At 32.2% G+C, this 16610-nt stretch carries 17 protein-coding genes and 1 tRNA gene; 6 read left to right on the top strand and 12 right to left on the bottom strand.

The features are described from left to right. Positions 1-3: 3 nt before the first annotated feature. From GvMRE_RS03000 to GvMRE_RS02985, 5 genes are all read right to left on the bottom strand, one after another. Positions 4-81: transfer RNA gene (locus GvMRE_RS03000), tRNA-Asp, on the bottom strand. Between the two features lie 315 nt (positions 82-396). Then, the gene (ychF, locus tag GvMRE_RS02995; RefSeq protein WP_147409805.1) at positions 397-1488 is read right to left on the bottom strand and encodes a redox-regulated ATPase YchF; all 1092 of its coding nucleotides are present in this window, start codon (positions 1486-1488) and stop codon (positions 397-399) included. Further along, positions 1488-1943, bottom strand: coding sequence for a GreA/GreB family elongation factor (locus tag GvMRE_RS02990; RefSeq protein WP_147409804.1), 456 nt, complete (start codon positions 1941-1943; stop codon positions 1488-1490). The genes ychF and GvMRE_RS02990 overlap by 1 nt, the downstream gene beginning before the upstream one ends. Before the next feature lie 485 nt (positions 1944-2428). Further along, the gene (locus GvMRE_RS13415; protein ID WP_172575226.1) at positions 2429-2566 is read right to left on the bottom strand and encodes a hypothetical protein; all 138 of its coding nucleotides are present in this window, start codon (positions 2564-2566) and stop codon (positions 2429-2431) included. A 160-nt stretch (positions 2567-2726) separates the two neighbouring features. Continuing rightward, a complete protein-coding gene (locus GvMRE_RS02985; protein ID WP_147409803.1) occupies positions 2727-3737 on the bottom strand; it encodes a hypothetical protein in 1011 nt (336 codons plus the stop codon). 114 nt (positions 3738-3851) lie between these two features. Between GvMRE_RS02985 and GvMRE_RS02980 the strand changes: the two genes are divergently transcribed. Next, positions 3852-6020: a preprotein translocase subunit SecA gene (locus GvMRE_RS02980; RefSeq protein ID WP_147409802.1), complete on the top strand. Its 2169-nt coding sequence runs from the start codon at positions 3852-3854 to the stop codon at positions 6018-6020. A 63-nt stretch (positions 6021-6083) separates the two neighbouring features. Here the strand turns inward: GvMRE_RS02980 and GvMRE_RS02975 are convergent, their stop codons facing one another. The 4 genes from GvMRE_RS02975 to rpsR form a co-directional block, all read right to left on the bottom strand. Continuing rightward, positions 6084-7157, bottom strand: coding sequence for a restriction endonuclease subunit S (locus GvMRE_RS02975; protein WP_147409801.1), 1074 nt, complete (start codon positions 7155-7157; stop codon positions 6084-6086). After that, positions 7150-9036: an HsdM family class I SAM-dependent methyltransferase gene (locus tag GvMRE_RS02970; protein WP_147409800.1), complete on the bottom strand. Its 1887-nt coding sequence runs from the start codon at positions 9034-9036 to the stop codon at positions 7150-7152. Before GvMRE_RS02970 ends, GvMRE_RS02975 begins: the two co-directional genes overlap by 8 nt. A gap of 27 nt (positions 9037-9063) precedes the next feature. Next, the gene (locus tag GvMRE_RS02965; protein ID WP_147409799.1) at positions 9064-9687 is read right to left on the bottom strand and encodes a CPBP family intramembrane glutamic endopeptidase; all 624 of its coding nucleotides are present in this window, start codon (positions 9685-9687) and stop codon (positions 9064-9066) included. A gap of 465 nt (positions 9688-10152) precedes the next feature. Then, positions 10153-10404 (bottom strand): 30S ribosomal protein S18, encoded by a 252-nt coding sequence (gene rpsR / locus GvMRE_RS02960; protein WP_245939630.1) that lies wholly within the window; start codon positions 10402-10404, stop codon positions 10153-10155. Positions 10405-10698: 294 nt separating this feature from the next. Here rpsR and GvMRE_RS02955 point away from each other — a divergent pair, with 294 nt between their 5' ends. From GvMRE_RS02955 to cmk, 5 genes are all read left to right on the top strand, one after another. Further along, positions 10699-11073 carry a 50S ribosomal protein L19 gene (locus tag GvMRE_RS02955; RefSeq protein WP_172575225.1) on the top strand — a complete coding sequence of 125 codons (375 nt, stop codon included), beginning with the start codon at positions 10699-10701 and terminating at the stop codon, positions 11071-11073. Between the two features lie 416 nt (positions 11074-11489). Continuing rightward, on the top strand, positions 11490-11903 hold the full coding sequence (locus GvMRE_RS02950; RefSeq protein WP_147409796.1) for a hypothetical protein: 414 nt from the start codon (positions 11490-11492) through the stop codon (positions 11901-11903). 83 nt (positions 11904-11986) lie between these two features. Continuing rightward, positions 11987-12361 (top strand): hypothetical protein, encoded by a 375-nt coding sequence (locus GvMRE_RS02945; RefSeq protein ID WP_147409795.1) that lies wholly within the window; start codon positions 11987-11989, stop codon positions 12359-12361. A 101-nt stretch (positions 12362-12462) separates the two neighbouring features. Further along, positions 12463-12828: a hypothetical protein gene (locus tag GvMRE_RS02940; protein ID WP_147409794.1), complete on the top strand. Its 366-nt coding sequence runs from the start codon at positions 12463-12465 to the stop codon at positions 12826-12828. Positions 12829-12872: 44 nt separating this feature from the next. Then, positions 12873-13529: a (d)CMP kinase gene (gene cmk / locus GvMRE_RS02935; protein ID WP_147409793.1), complete on the top strand. Its 657-nt coding sequence runs from the start codon at positions 12873-12875 to the stop codon at positions 13527-13529. 40 nt (positions 13530-13569) lie between these two features. Here the strand turns inward: cmk and fusA are convergent, their stop codons facing one another. The 3 genes from fusA to rpsL are packed head-to-tail and all read right to left on the bottom strand — an operon-like array spanning position 13570 to position 16609. Then, positions 13570-15678 (bottom strand): elongation factor G, encoded by a 2109-nt coding sequence (gene fusA / locus GvMRE_RS02930; protein WP_147409792.1) that lies wholly within the window; start codon positions 15676-15678, stop codon positions 13570-13572. After that, positions 15662-16171 carry an uS7 family ribosomal protein gene (locus GvMRE_RS02925; RefSeq protein ID WP_147409791.1) on the bottom strand — a complete coding sequence of 170 codons (510 nt, stop codon included), beginning with the start codon at positions 16169-16171 and terminating at the stop codon, positions 15662-15664. The genes fusA and GvMRE_RS02925 overlap by 17 nt, the downstream gene beginning before the upstream one ends. 12 nt (positions 16172-16183) lie before the next feature. Beyond that, positions 16184-16609, bottom strand: coding sequence for a 30S ribosomal protein S12 (rpsL, locus tag GvMRE_RS02920; RefSeq protein ID WP_147409790.1), 426 nt, complete (start codon positions 16607-16609; stop codon positions 16184-16186). Position 16610 lies beyond the last annotated feature (1 nt).

Raw genomic sequence — 16610 nt, 5'->3', positions numbered from 1 at the left:
TTATGGCGGTCCCGACGAGATTCGAACTCGCGACTTCCTCCGTGACAGGGAGGCACGCTAACCAGGCTGCGCTACGGAACCCAAAGGATATTTATTTTTTTCTGACAAAAGCAAATTATCATTAAGTTAATTTTTAACAATTAAGACGTTTTTTATTCTTTAAATCCACCCGTGAATAATTTAATGATTGCTCAAAAAATTAGACCTATAACTCCATAAAAAAGCACACAATATAGAGCCACTTTGCCTTTACTTACATAAGTTACCCGATTGTTTACGGTCACTTGAACGTCTCCTTTATGCATAAGAAGTGATAGTAATGATATTATTATTAGTCCAATAATTATTCCTCAAAATACTTTTTCTCAAGTTTTAAATTTCATATATATAAATATTTTATCTAGCACTAAATAAAAAATGACAAATATCTCCTTCTTGGATAATATATTGAGAACCTTTACTACGAATTTTACCTAGTTCACTTAGTTGTTGTTCACTAGGATAAATTAATCAATCTTGATAATTGTACACTTGGACGCAAACAAACCCTTTTTCAATGTCAGAATGAATTAAGCCAGCACACTGTTTAGCATTCATTTCTTTTCTAGCCAGTCAACTTTTAGTTTCTTTTGGACCAGCGGTGAAAAAAACTTTTAAGTTCAATAATTCTTTAATTTTTTCGGCAAGTAAGCCAAGGTTGGTAGTTTTTCAGTCCGTTCCGAGTTCCTTTTTTTCCTCAACTGATAAATCTAAATAATCATTTTCATCCTTCACTGAGAGGGGGAAAAAATAAATTTGTTTCTCCTGAGCGTAATTTTCTAGTTCTTTAATTTCCGCCTCTTGATTATAATTGGCAATAATAATTATTGGTTTGACTGTTAACAAGTTATAACTTTTGATTATTTGTATCCATTCGGGATTTTTTTGTTCAGCAGTTAATTTTAATTGGAAAAGAACGCAGTTATTCATTAAATTTTGTTCCAAATAAGTTAATATTTTTAGTTCTTTCTCGGCTTGTTGTGGTTGTTTTTTTTGTAAAATTTGTAATTTTTGCTTTCGTTTTTCAATTTGCTGCAAGTCAGCAAGAATTAATTCACTTTGAATAATTTCATAATCACGAAGAGGATTAACACTTTTTTCTACGTGTTCAACATTGGAACCAGCAAAACAACGAACTACATGACAAATTAAATCTACTTCTCGAATGTGAGAAAGGAATTCATTACCTAGTCCTAAGCCTTGAGCTGCACCCTTGACTAAACCAGCAATGTCTACTCATTCAATAGCACTAGGAGTCACTTTACCACTTTGAAAATCTTGTGCCAGTTTTTCTAGACGAAAATCAGGAATGGGCATTATGCCATGGCTAGGCTTAATAGTCGCAAACGGATAATTTTCAATGCCTTCCTTGCTTTCTTTTTGAGTCAAGAAACGAAATAAACTGCTTTTTCCGACATTTGGTAAACCAACTAAACCGATTTTAATCATTATTTAATCGCTAAAATTTTAATTTGGTGCTTATCTTTTCCCTGGTTATTGATAATATCACCAACTTTTTTTCCTAATAAACTTTCGCCGTGAGGGCTATACATGGAAATTTTTTGAGGCGGGTCCGCTTCAATTGCATCAGTTATTTCCACAGTCTTTTCTTCTCCGGTGTTTAATATTTTGTAAGTAACTATGCTTCCTAGTCCGATTAATGATTTATTATTAGTTTTTTGGCAAATCTCGGCGTTTTCTAGCAAAAAAAATTTTTCCTGGTATTTGCTTTTCTTTTCTTTTAACTTTTCTCATAGTGACGTAAAATCACCATTTTCGGTAAGATCAGAATCAAAGCCACTTAGCCCTAACTCTTCAGCAGTTTTTTTTATGGTTTTTTCTAAATCCACTAATTCTTTTTGTAGTAAAGAATAACTTTCAGGAGTAATTTTATTCTTGTTCATATTTTTTGTTTTTGTTGTGAGTAGTAAACTTATTTTTAGTTTTATTAGTCATTTGATTATTTTTAACAACTCTTTTCTTATAGTTCATTTTTTTCTATATGCCTAAACTTTTAAAACAGCCGTTACTAAAAGCAGTTTTTTTAACTTTGACTTAATAATTTTCTTGTATTTCATCATAAACATAAGCGGTAAATATGCGTTTTTTTTTATTATTTTTTACTTCTTTTAAAAATTTGTCCTTATTATAAAAAGCAGGTTATTTCCTTTATTACATTTAAAACATTTTTTTTTTTTTTTCATATTATTTAATGTGTTTTTTTTAATTAGGGAAAGGAACGACCCAAGCCCCCTTTAATCCTCATAAATCCAATATTTATACTGTTTATATTTCACCTGTAAAATTACTTTTTTACTTTTGTTCTACTAATCAAACATTCCGACTATTTTGGCAATCTCAAATCGCTAATTTTCTTTTCCTAAGTTTTTTATTTAACTTTTTTTTTGCGAAAAGCAAGCCACAGCAAGAAAGTTATCAAACCACCAACCAGAAAGCAGCCACACGCAATTAAAGCAACTGTGCCGCCACTTAATTTTTTGGGCTGCTGTTTGTCAATTTTTTCCATTTTCTTAGCGAATTCATTTAATTCTTCTTGATTGTGAACTATGATGGCGAAAGGATTTTTATGTCAGGTTTCGGGTGCTGATTTTTCCGATTTTTGTAAATCTTCTAGTTGGCTTTGTTTTTTTGCTAATTCTTTTTGGTAATTTTCTATTGTCCCATCGCTAATATGGTAATTGGAACCAACGGAATCGGGTTCTTTGCTCTCTCTCTCTCTCTCTCTCTGCTTTTAAGTCCTGAATTTGTTTTTGCAGCCGCTTAATTTCTGCTTGTAATTGTTGAATTTGGTAATTATTAGTTTCATTAAATTGGATAGTTAATTGTTGAGTTAAAGGCAAAATTTTCGCTGTGCCTGCCGAAGAAGCCTTTTTCACATATAATTTTCTTTGTGCCGCTCACTGATTTAACTGTTGGGCTAATCTTTTAAATATTCTATTTTGTATTTCTTCTTGATTAATGTTGTTATAGGTAGCATCTAAGCCAATTTGTAAACAGTCATAAATTAAGTTTTCGTCTAAAACACCAGCACATAAATTAACTGCTGATTTGAAAAAATTTTTAGCCTCTGCTCTTCAAACTGGTGGAATTTGGCTATAAATTTCAGTTTCAGTGTCAATGGCTTTGAGAGCAAATTTTCGTAAGACTTCGCGAATTGTCCGAATGTCTTCCTCACTTAAATTTCTTAATATTTCTTTTACTCTTTCCTCGTTTACTTTGGTAAATCCGTGGTTTCTCATTTGTTCCTGGAATAATAAAATAAATTGCTTAAATTGTGAACGCATTTGCTGATAAGTGGCATCATCAATTTCGTCGGTATCTTCCACGACCACATAATTGTTGATATATTGGCTAGTCCGAGAAAGTAATTTATTAATTATGGCGTTTCCTTTATTATCACAAAGAATATCCAAGCAATCTTTGACGTAATAATCAAAATCATTCGAAAAAACTTGTGCACAATTTATTGCTGCGTCTAATAATTCTTGCCGAACAGGAGTATTTGCTCACCGGCGAGATTCCTGAAAAACCATTTGCTGAAATTGTTCTCGATACTGGCGAATTTGGTTAACGCTTATTGAACGCAAAATGGCTTTATTGCTTGGGCTTAATTCTCCGTTTTCTCAAACTTCTTGTCCGACTTTTTGAAAAAACATACTAATTTTTTCGATATCCATATTTATGGTTTATTTTTAATAACTTTTTTAAATATAAGTATGGATTAAGACTGTTTGTTAAATTTTAACTGAGTTTTTAAAAATGGTGTCAGAGCAAAATTAAAAATAAGTTATATGTTTGACCTTTTGTGAAAAAAAGCTATCCTTCGCAAATTTGCCCGCTTGCAAAAAGAAATTTTAACTCGCCAAAAGAAAACTAGCCTTTTAACTGATGAGGAATTGCAAAAAAAAGCCGCAATTCTGCGAGAAAAAATTCGCAAAAGCAAAGACTTGGACAAATATTTAGTGCCCGTTTTTACTCTGGTGAGAGAAGTTATTCACCGAAAAATTGGTCTTTTACTTTTTCCTACGCAAGTTTTTGGGGGAATCGTGCTTCACTATGGTAATATTGCCCAAATGAATACGGGAGAAGGAAAAACCCTCACTGCTCTTTTACCAGTTTGCTTAAATGCTCTGTCTGGTAAGCCGGTTTATGTAATTACGGTTAATGAATATTTGGCTAATCGAGATTGAAATTTAGGCAAACCAATTTTCGATTTTTTTGGTATTACTTCAGGATTTAACTCTAATTCTCATAGTTCTGAAGAAAAAAAAGAACTTTATGCTAACTCCACAGTCATTTATACCATTGGCAGCGAACTAGGTTTTGATTACTTACGAAACAATTTAATAACCCGAATTGAAGATAAAAATAACTTGCGTTTTACTTATGCTTTACTAGATGAAGTAGACTCTATTTTAATTGATGAATCCCAAAACCCTTTAATTATTTCACAAAGATGGGGGGGTGATGAATTAGCGATTAAGGAAAAACACCAAAAATCTACCTATCTAGCCCAGCAATTAGTTGAAAAAGTAGATTACAAAGTTGACGATAAAGAAAAAGAACTCTGATTAACTGCCAAAGGAATCAAAAGAGCCGAAACGTTTTACGGAATTGATGATCTTTTTTCTTTTAAGCACCACGAAACTAATTTTTTGCTCCATAATTCCTTAAAAGCGAAACATTTCTATCAAAACGGAGTAGAATATATCGTTGATTACGAGAGAAAAAAAATCGTCATTATTGATTCTTTGACCGGACGATTAGTGCCAAATCGAGTATACAGTTCTGGTATTCAGCAAGCAGTTGAAAGCAAAGAAGGAATTCCTATTAGCCCACCTAGCAAATCATCAGCAGTAATTACTTACCAGAATTTTTTTCGTCTCTTTGATAAAGTGGCCGGCATGACCGGAACTGCCATGACCGAAGCCGAAGAATTTCGTCAAGTTTACGGAATGGAAGTGATTGCCATTCGCCCTTACAAAAAACTAATCCGTAAAGACCGTGATGATTTAATTTTTTTAGATAAAAAAAGCAAATACCAAGCAATTATTCAAAGAATTAAAAAAAACGAACAGACCAAAAAACGGCCCATTTTAGTGGGTTCTCCCAGCGTAGATGTTTCTGAATATATTTCAACTTTACTCGCCAAAGAAAGCATTTTTCACCACAAGTTAAACGCAGTTAACCACCGAGAAGAAGCCCAAATTATTAAGCGAGCCGGAGAATTAGGAGCCGTAACTATTTCGACTAATATGGCTGGACGTGGAACTGATATTATTTTGACCGAAGAAAGTCGCAAGGTTGGTGGTTTATTAGTAATTGGAGTAGAGCGAAACTTTAGCCGTCGAATTGATAATCAATTGCGAGGAAGAGCCGGAAGACAAGGAGATTCCGGAGAAAGCCAATTTTACGTTTCATTGGAAGATGAATTAATCAAAAACTACCAAGTAAGGGAGCAAATTACCAGAATTTTTCAGGGCAATAGTTTACGAGAACTTTTTCGTAAGCCTTTAAGTGGTAAATGGTTTAATATGATGGTGGCTGAACCGCAGGAAATGCTTCGCAATGCCCATGCTTCCGGTCGTCAATATACTTTGAATTATGACCTTTTAATCAATCATCAACGAAAAACAATTTATAGTTATCGCCAAAAAGTGCTAACTAGTCCTAATATTTTTGCCATGATTTTGCGACAAAAGTTGACGACTAACCAGTCAGGATCTCAACAATATTTAAAATCGCAATTAGTGCGAGAAATTGACTTTTCCTGAGCTAATTATTTGGAAAGTTTGGAAAAAGTTCGTTTCCTAGTACATGTGAGACAATGGCTTCCGCAAGACCCCCCAGAAGCTTTTTTTTGAGAAACTTCGGGGCTTTTTCGAATTACCTGTCGCCACATTCGCAAAAAAATGCGGCAAATTCTGCTAAATAGTTTGCCTAAATCTCCAACAAACTAATTTGAATATATAAAAAAACAGCAATTTATTTTTCCTTAGATTTTACTTTTCTGCTGAGAAGCATTATTCATCTAATTCAGTTAATATTTTCTCAAATTTAAGGATAATTTTTTGGTAAATGTTTTTTGTTATAGTTTCCGTATAATCTCAATCAATTTTTTTGTTCTTATCAATAGGCAAAGGTATTTTTTCCTTTCTTAATTCTGATAAACTTCTCATTCTTCCATAGGAATATCGTGGTGCTCCTTGATTCAAAATAGTGGCAATAAAAAAAGCATTATATTTGTTTAGTTGTCTATTTTTAGGTCAAATTTTTATCAACTGATGGGAAGAATTGGTAAAGTTTTTTTCTTGATAAAAAGAACTACCGCTATAGGTTCCTATGCTTATAATATTAGCCTTTTCAGTTCAGAAATAAGAAGAACCTTCATAGCCGTTAAAACCACTTTTATCTGTAATATGGGCAAATTCTCCTGGTAAAATATCTTCTTTTTTGGTAATTTTGGCTCTCAGAATATAAAAACAATTGCTAATTTTAAATTCTTGCAAATCATCAGGATAAATATTAATTTCTTCTCTCTCTCTCTCTCTCTCTTTGTCAATTAATCCAATGATATCTTTTTTAACTTTTTCAAATATTTTTCTACTATAATTCTCCATTCATAATCAATTTGGTTCTCCTTTTTCATTAACAGGAAGAGGAATTTTAGTTTTTCAGATATCTCCTGTTTTTAAAGTTCGTCCAAAAGAGTATTTAAATTTTTCTAAATTAATTATGCTACAAAGGAAAAATGCTAAATGGTGATTAAGTTGTCTTTTTTTTAAGCGAAAGATAAGCATATTAATTCGAGTATAAAATTTAAAAGGTTGATAGAAAGAAGAAAAAATTGAACCATCTTGGGCAACGGTAATGGCATTTTCGTAATGCAATACTTCCTCGTTGTTGTTGTCAATAATTCACCCCGCTACTCCGTTATTTTCTAAACTGGAACAAACAATAGGAAATTTGTTTTCTCCTTTCATTGCAGAAACATTATAGTTAGAAAGAATTATTGGCTTTTTTATTCTACATATCTCAAAATATTCTTTATCTCCCAAAGAAAAATATTTTCAATCACTAATATCTAATTTATTCATTTTTATTTATAGGGTTTTTTTCTTCCTCTATTACACTAATTCGAAACGCCAAATAATCGCGAATGGTTTTTTCAAAATGTTTTTCGGTCAATTGCCTGTAATCAGTTTCAACCCAGGCGTCGGCTAACCAACAATCCTTATAATCCAATCCCCGAAAAACTGAATTATATTTATCTTTCTTTTGGCAAAAATCTTTTATTCATTGTTTTTTGATATCCTTTCATTTATTATCTTTGTCAAATCTTTTTCCTTTCAAGATTACAAAACCATCGTCTTTTCAATTGGATAATCAAGTTGAATAAGTTTCTTTATTATGACTTTCTCCGGTTTTTCAAATCATAACACAGGTATGGCTACCACTATTATTTCCTGAAAACAAATCAGAAGGCATAGTCATTACGGCTTTCAAAGTGTGTTTTTTCATAATTCTTTCTCGTTCAGTTTTGTATTTGGTGCCAATAGCGACAGATAAAGGAATTATTGCTATTACTAAACCACCTTTTTTTAGCAAATCACAAGAAAGTTCAATAAATTCTATTTCGCTTTTTCCTTCTCCTTCCTTTTGCTTTTTTTGGGAATAAGGAGGATTTAAAAAGGCAATATTACAATTTGCTTCCTTGATTAAATTTTTTGATTCTTTATCAAAACAATCTTTACGAAAAATATGAGATTTGCCATCTCCTCACAAAATCATGTTAGTTAAAGCCAAATTACTAACATCTTGGTTAATTTCTATACCATAAATGTTATTTCTATCGGCTCCTTTATTTAAAGCACTTACCAAAAAAGAGCCGGTGCCACAACAGACATCCAAAAATTTGTCTTCCTTAGCGAACTTTTCTTGTCCTAATTCCTTTAAGGATAATTCACAAAACAAGTCGGCAATGTGAGGAGGAGTTAAAACAATACCGAGATTTTTTCCGTCACCAGTAGAATATTTTAAAAATTCGTGGTAAAATTCTCCAATAATGTCTCCCTTATCGATAAAAGACCAAATATCATTTTTAATTGTTCGGAGGATATTGACGAAGGAATTTTTCTTATTATTTGAAGTAGAAGATAACTTTTCATTGTTGCCAATAATTCTTTTTAAACTACTCTTTAAGTCTTCATATTTTTTTCCTACTTCTTTTTCTTGAACTTTTTCTATTTCACTTTCAATAGCTCCTTTGCAAGCCGAAACCAAACTTCTAGGAGTAGTTTTGGTGGAAAATTCGTTGCGAAAATCTTCATTTTTTAGAGCTATTAAGCAAGCACTAATAAAGAGAGGTTTTTCCTTTTCGGTAAATCCTAATCCTTGATAAATAATTTCGTGCAATTCTTTAGCACTTTTTCTTACCATTTTTATATCTAAAGAGGGTTTTGATTCAACAGGAAAATATTCTTCTATGGAACGGAGTCTTTCGTGTTTTTGAATATTTTTCGGATTGAAATTTTTTTCTTCTTGCAGCCAAGTAAAAAAACTAATTTGACAATTATTTCTCTCTCGACCAGTTATTGCCAAGCCTAAAACAGTAAAATCATCTTTAAAATATTTAGCGTAATATAGTAAACCATCAACATTATAGAAAGCCGGTTTATCTAATTTTTCAGATTGGTGGTTAGCATTTTCAGTTTTACATTCTACCAGCAAGATTATTGGTCTTTTCTTAATACGAAATATGTATTCGGGCTTGCCTTTACCTATTTTTGTTTCAATTAGAAATTCGGATAATGGGCAATATTTTGGTTTGCCGTCGCATCTTTCTAGTATTTTTCTGACTAACGGATCGTGCGTATTTCCTTGGGGATAAATTCAATAGTTTTCGTGTTCTTCCCTAGTTAAATCTACTCTTAAATCTTTAAGAGCTCAGTGTTCCATTGTCCTTTCATTGGTCATATTGTTGAAATATAATATTTTTTAAGTTTAAATCAAAGGAAAATCAGGATTAATTAGGGTTATCCCAATAAACAATACATTCACCAAAGAGTGTAAAATAATGGGATAAATTAGATTCCAATTACTTTTCTTGTAAATTCAAATAAAACCAACTGTCGCCACGGAATATTGAAAAAAAAGAGAAGCAAAATTTTCTCCTCGGACTTGCCAGTGAGCCAAAATAAAAGTAAAATAGGAAAGTAAATAAGAAAAAGGATTTTTCTCACCCAAAATCTTAAAAATAAAAAAACGATAAAGACACTCCTCAATTATAGGAGCAAAAACACAAGAACCCAAAATTATTGGCAATAGTCCCAAAAATCCTTTCGCTTCGGTAATTAGTGAAATCAGTTTTTCAATTAACTTAGCCCGCAAAGGTAAGTGAGAGAAAGATAATAATCATTTAATTAAAAAATGAATTAAAGCCATTACCAAGAGAAAAATCCCTGTTTGGCGAAAAATTTTCTTTTTTTCCTTTGTCAATGAAAATCAAATCTGTTTACCTTGGCAGCGAAAAACCCAAAAAACTATTAAAATTGGCATCCATCATCATTTTCGGAAAGGGTAAAAATATCTTCCTGCCAGTTCTTTAACTTTTTCCCAGTTTTCCATATTGTTTTTTTTTGAATAACATAAAATTATATAAGTTATATAATGTCAAGTAAGAAAGACAATGATAAACGCCAAGAAACAGAAGACTTTGTTTTCTATTTTTTACTTTATTTCATCACAGGAATCCTTGTTTTAGGCTTTTTTTGTGGAAAGAATTGTAAATTTATTTTGTGAGAATGGAAATATGCAGCATTGGTGTGGTTATTTTATCTTATTATTTCGGTAATTTTTTCTTTAAATCGGTCTAAGTTTTGAAATAAATGAAATAAAAGATATGGTAATAAACCTTGAAGTTGGCATAGTTGAATTTTCGGGAAAAACAAGAAATGATTTTGGTTTTTAGTGGCTCTTTGGTTACTCTTAATTTTCTCAATTGTCGCAGAACTCAAATAATTTTCTATTTCTATTGAATGGAAACGGTTTTCCTAACTTTCTAAGTAATAAAACCGGCTAATTAAAAATTTGCTAAAATTCACCCTGGTTAACAATAATATAAGGCATTAGTTTCATTTGCCTAGCTCTTTTAATATTTTTGGCTACCATTCTTTGAATTTTGCTTGGCAATCTGACAAAGGTTTTGGGTATTATTTGCCCTTGTTTATTAACAAAATGGCTTAACAACTTAGTATCTTTATAATCAATATAAGTAATATTATTGCGAGTGAAATAATTATTTTTTTTTACTATTTTTATTGACACTTTTTTAACTTTTTTCAACTTAGGAGAAACTTTTTTGTGCGATTTGGATTTATCCTTTTCTACTTCTGTTGTTTCTTTGTCTTCATTTAAATTTTCTGGCTCTGTTTTTTCTTCAATTGTTTCTTGCTCTTTTTCCATATCTAATTTTTACAACTTTTTAATTTTTTGAGTTTAATTATCTAAAAAAGACACATTTTTTTAGAAAAAAATTGATTTTTGTGCTGGACTTTTTTCTGCCGGCAAAGAAAAGAGTATATGAGAGCTAAAGATAAAAATAAAAAAATTGCTCTTTCAGTATTAAAAATATCTATTATGGAACAACTTAAATCTTCTAATCAAGGCAGTTTGTTAGACCAAATTAATCAACCATACTTGCGAAACGATTTGCCTTCCTTAGAAATAGGAGAAAAAGTAAAAGTAATTATGGGAATTCAAGGTAAAGAAAGCAAAGAAGCACACATGTCTTCATTTGAAGGAACAATTATTGCCCAAAAAAGAAAAAAGCAAATTAGTTATAATTTTACTGTGCTTCACGAAAGCAATAAATTAATTGTCAAGCAAGTTTTTTTTTATCATTCACCTCTGATCGTTGGAATTAAAAAATTAGGCAGAATTAACCAAAAAGTTCGTCGGGCAAAATTATATTATTGAGAAAGAAAATTAGTTGCTAGAAAAGCCGGCGAGTAAAACTAAAAATATTATGCTTTGTGCGAGATGCTATAAAAAATTCCCAGCGGAGAGGAGGAAGTTCATAAACCAGCTTTTTCCTATATTCTCATAAACGATCAGCCTTTAAATTCAGGTGGAGTTTTTGTAAGAAGTGTACGAAAGTATATAGTTTTTGCGATTATTCTTTTAATATTAACTTTAGTTTTTATTTAAACAACTAAATAAAGTTATTTTTTTTCTAGCAAAAATTTTTTCTTACTTGGGTCAAAATCATCCAAATTTTCAGCAAAAACATTCACCTTAAAATCTCCCTCTTTCGTGCGCGCATATATTCACTGCTTAAAGAAAAACCTAAGAGTAAAATTATAATTTGGTAGTTTATAACTATTCCAAATTATTATAAAAAAAATTTTGGGTGTAAAAACTTATATATTATGAAAAACGACAAATTTATATCGGTAACACCGAAGACATATGAAGTAAAATATGTAGAAAATGAAAACAAACAATCAGGTTTATCACCAGCAGCAAGAGCCAAAGTGATTAATCGCAGTGGTAGTAATTATTTAAGTGAAAACCAGGAGGGTCATGGACCATGTTTAAACAATTCATGTAGTTGTAGCCTTAGTCAACTGGAAAGTCAAATTCAAGAATTACAAAGAAAAGCAGAAAGTTGTAGAACTTCCGTCTTACCATTGTTCTGATTGATGGAAACGGAAATAGTAAAAATGATACAGTATATAGTGAAGAGGAAGCAAGGCAAGCAGCAAATGATGTCACGTGAGGAAGTGGTAAATGAAGGGCAGAGGGCATTTTTTTCCCCTCTGCTCCTGCTAGGAATGAATTAGCAAGAAGAATTCGAGATGCTTTTATCTTTCGTAGAACAGCAGTTTCGGTTAATCAAAGGGAATTAGAAAACAAGAGATAAAATATGTATCATGGATATCAAGGAAAGTTAATAACTAACAATCAAAGTTATGACGGTTATAAGTCTTATACTTTGTTAACAGAAGGTGGAGAATTATCTTTTACTAGTAGAGATAATTTACCTCCGGGATTTTGTAGAATTATTTTTAGGGGACGAAAGGTAGTTGGTTTTCAAAGTTTAGAAAAGGAAATAGCTCGCTATTCTCGCCATTTAAAAAAGCCTGCCAAAAACGTTTACTATTATTATCATCGAGGAAATGTGAAATCAGTAAATCCTTATATTTCTTCTGATAAAAATAGTGTTTTAGGTTGATTAGTTTTGTTTGGTTTAGGATTATTATGTTTAGGAGCAATAATTAAAGATTTGTTTAATTTATAAAAATCTTTTTTATATGTTTCCTAAGCCAGAAGTTTTAACCATTATTGGTAATAAAAAAACAATAGCAAACATTCATTTTTGCTTAAAAATTAGTTTTTAACATGGCAAAAAACAAATCTCAAAGTCAATATCCCGACCTTGAATTTAAGGAATATCTTAACCAATTAGCCAGCCCTAACTATCAAGGGGGCTCATGGATTTTACCGGAAAATCCTACTCCCCTAGAAAAAAACAAGCATGAAATCTGTCGCGAAATCTTACACAGCAATATCATGACCAACGAAAAGATATTAGACATAGTGCGAAAGTTAAGCAGAGAGATAATTAAACCCGAACCCAAGAAAAAAACCTACCTGACCCGATGTTTTTGCGCCAAGGGTATTGAGTATCAAGAAAAGAAAGATAAAATAGAAGTAAATTCTGAATCCGAAAAAGCATTATTTAATTGTTGAGAAAAAAATTGCTAAGGAAGTAGAGAAAGAAGAAACAATAAAAATTAAAATAAAATTAAATGTCCAAAATTAATATTGCAATTGACGGTCCGGCTGGTTCAGGAAAAACAAGCTTAGGGAAAACTTTAGCACAAAAAATCAATTATCATTTTGTTGATAGTGGTCTATTTTATCGTTATTTTGCCAAAATCTGTTGAGAAGGTGGCGTAAGTTATCAAGAAAAAGAGAAAGTTATAAGCATTTGCTCGCAGCAAAAAGAAAAAGTGGCAAAAAACCCTGCTAATTTCCTCCAAGAGTTAGAAAAACAAAAAAGCATTTTGAGCCAACCAGAAATTGGCAACTTGGCCTCCCGATTTGCACCAATTAAAGAATTACGCCTCATAATTTATCAATTAGTCAGAAGTTTAGCCAGAAACAAGGGTTTTGTAGTCAGCGGTAGAGATATTACTTTTAAAGTTTTACCGGAAGCAGAAATTAAAGTTTTTCTGACTGCCGATTTGACCATCAGAGCAAAGAGAAGATATCTTCAACTACAAAAAGAAGGCAAAAATCTAACCTTGTCTGAAGTAGAAAAGGATTTAAAAGAAAGAGACTGACGTGACCAAGCCAATATTTTAGCAGCAGAAAAAGCAACTGATTGGAAAATTGATACGACTAACTTAAACTCTGATGAAAGTTTAGAAGAATTATATAATTTATATAAAAAAAATGCTTAATTGGAAAGAAAACAGTTAAGTAATTTTTGGTGCGCAACTTCTATTCTTTTAATTTTTCCATAATGTATGGGGGAACTTCTTGGTAGTGGGAAAATTGGAGATAATGAGTGGCTCTTCCTTTGGTTGAAGAACGCAAAATAGTGGAATAGCCAAAAGTTTCGGCTAAGGGTATTTTGCCTTTTAAAAGGTAAGTTTCTTTTTTTTTTTCAATACCTTCAACTGTGCCTCGCCTTTTGGTAATGCTAGCTAAAACTGCCCCATAGTATTCTTCTGAAACATTACTTACTTCTAAGTTCATAATTGGCTCCAACAAGATTACCCCTAATTCTTGAGCTTTTTTTCTTCTTTCTTCTATTCCGCTCCCACGAAAAGCTGAAATAGCAGCCATTTTGAAGTCTCCTGGTTGAGTATCCTCCTCGTGTCTTTTCCCTCCAAGTAAAGTAGCTTTCATGTCAAGCAAGGGATGACCTAAGAGCAAACCAGATAACATTGCTTCTTCTAATCCCTTTTTCACTTCTTTAGCATTCTCATCAGACATATCTTGACCTCTTTTGTTGTCAATAAATTCAAATCCTTTGCCTTTCTCATTAGGCTCAAAAGTAATTTGAACTTTGGCATAATGTCCACTTCCTCCGGTTTGTTTTACATATTCTCCTTCTACATTTTCTTTCTTTTTGGTAATAGTTTCACGATAACTAACTTGTGGTTTTCCGACCTTTGTTTCTACACCAAACTCACTTTTTAGCCTTTCGACTAAAACGTCTAAATGAAGTTCTCCCATACCTTTAATAATTGTTTGTCTTGTTTCTGTATTGTAGTGGCAAAAAAAAGTTGGGTCTTCTTCTTCCAATGTTTGCAAACTTTTAATTAATTTATTTTGGTCTTGGGTAGATTTTGGTTCAATAGCTAATGATATGACGGGCTCTGTAAAACTAATTTGTTCTAAAAGCACGCCCTCTTCTTGACTACATAGAGTATCACCTGTTTTGGTGTGATTGAAACCAATTACAGCGGCGATATCACCCATTTTTATTTCACTTATTTCTTCTTGCTTATTGGCGTGCATTCTTACTAAACGGCTAACTCTTTCTTTTTTATCTCTACTGACATTATAAACATAGGAATTGGCAGAAATTTTTCCACAGTAGACCCGAATAAAGGTAAGTTTAGCAAAAGAAAAGTTGTTAATTTTAAAAGCTAAAGCGAGAGAATGAGGATGATCGAAAGTGGAAATAACTTTTTCTTCTTGATTAGAAATTACAGTAATTTGATGGCTGTCAAGAGGAGAAGGTAAATAATCAATCACTCCGTCCAAAAGTAATTTTACTCCAACATGTTTATAAGCCGATCCACAAAAGACAGCAAACTGTTCCCCGCTAAGTACCGCTTTGCGGATTAAACTTTTTATCTCTTGAGCGGTTAACAATTTTCCTTCTAAATACTTTAAGCCTAGTTTTTCATCATAAGTAACAATTTTTTCTAATAAATTTTGCCGATAATTTTGAACTTTTTCTCGCAAATTAATAGGTATTTCTTTAACTTGATAATTTTCTTCTTGTTCACCTGAAAAATAATAAGTTTTCTCTTCTATTAAATCAATAATTCCTTTAATGCCTTGATATTCCCCAATGGGAAATTGACAAATAAGCAATTTAGCATATAATCTCTCTTCTAAACTTTGGCAGCAAGCAGTAAAGCGGTTTTCTACATGGTCTACACCATCCATTTTATTAATGAAAACAAGACGGGGAATTTGATACTTGTCCGCTTGATTTCAAACAGTTTCAGTTTGTGCTTCTACTCCTTCTTTTCCGTCAATAACAACAATGCCACCGTCTAAAACTCGCAATGACCTTTCAACTTCAGCGGTAAAATCTACGTGCCCTGGTGTATCAATGATGTTGATTTGATGCTTTTGTCAAAAAACAGTAGTGGCAGCCGAAGTAATGGTAATCCCTCTTTCTTTTTCTTGTTCCATATAATCCATGGTGGCTCCTCCGCTGCTTTTGTCGTGAACTTCTCTAATTATGCGGATTTTTTTAGTATGGTAAAGGATTCTTTCAGTAGTAGTAGTTTTGCCAGCGTCAATATGAGCCATAATTCCAATGTTGCGGATTTTGCTTAAATAGTCGTTATTTTTTTCTAGCATAAGCATTTAGTGAAGAAAAGGTCATACTTTCAATTGCTTTCCTTTGTTCCGTTTCTTTTTTTTTAAAAGCTTCTCCGGATTTTTGCCTGGCTTCCATGATTTCTTGGGCTAGACAGTAAAATATTGGTCGACCAATCCCTTTTCGTCTTTTTTTTTGAGTTTTCTTTCTAGCAGCCTCCACTAACCATCTTAAAGCTAAGCAAAAACTTCTTTCTGGTTTGACCTCCTTGGGAACTAATTGGCTGGTTCCTCCTAATCTAATTTTTTTGGTTTCTAATTCTGGTTTAAGTTCTTTAATTGCTTCTTCGGTAGTAACTAGTGGGTCTTGTTTCAATTCCTTTTCTAAGTAAGCAAAAGTTTGGTAAACTATTCCACGGGCTTGGGTTTTTTTTCCTTTTAGCATTATCTTGGTAATCAATTTACTTACTAAAGGAGAAGGAAAACGGGGATCGGCTGGTTGCTGATATTTTTTAATTTTTCTTTTCTTGCGCATTGTTATTTATTTTTACGTAACTTTTGATTTTTTTTCTTTCTTTTTTCCGTAAAGAGAGCGACCTTGCTTGCGGTCTTTAACACCTTCGGTGTCTCTAGTTCCCCGAATAATCACAAAATTCACTCCTGGTAAATCTTGGATTCGACCGCCCTGAACTAGTACCTTACTAGTTTCTTGTAAATTGTGTCCTTCTCCAGGAATATAAGCAGTTATTTCTTTTCCGTTGCTTAACTCAACACGAGCAGTACTGCGAAGAGCAGAATTAGGCTTCTTGGGTTTCGCTTTACTAACTTTTTTACAAACTCCTCATTTTTGAGGACTATTACTAAGAAAAAGTGAATTGTGTGAAGAGTTTCAACCATAAGCTAGGGCACGTCTTTTTTTGCTTCTTTTCTTGGACTTACGGGGTTTTCTAACTAACTGATTGATTGTTGGCATA

The organism is endosymbiont GvMRE of Glomus versiforme, assembly GCF_003546845.1.
The sequence above is the reverse complement of the archived record's forward strand: the minus strand, read 5'-3'. Positions and strand labels throughout refer to the sequence as shown.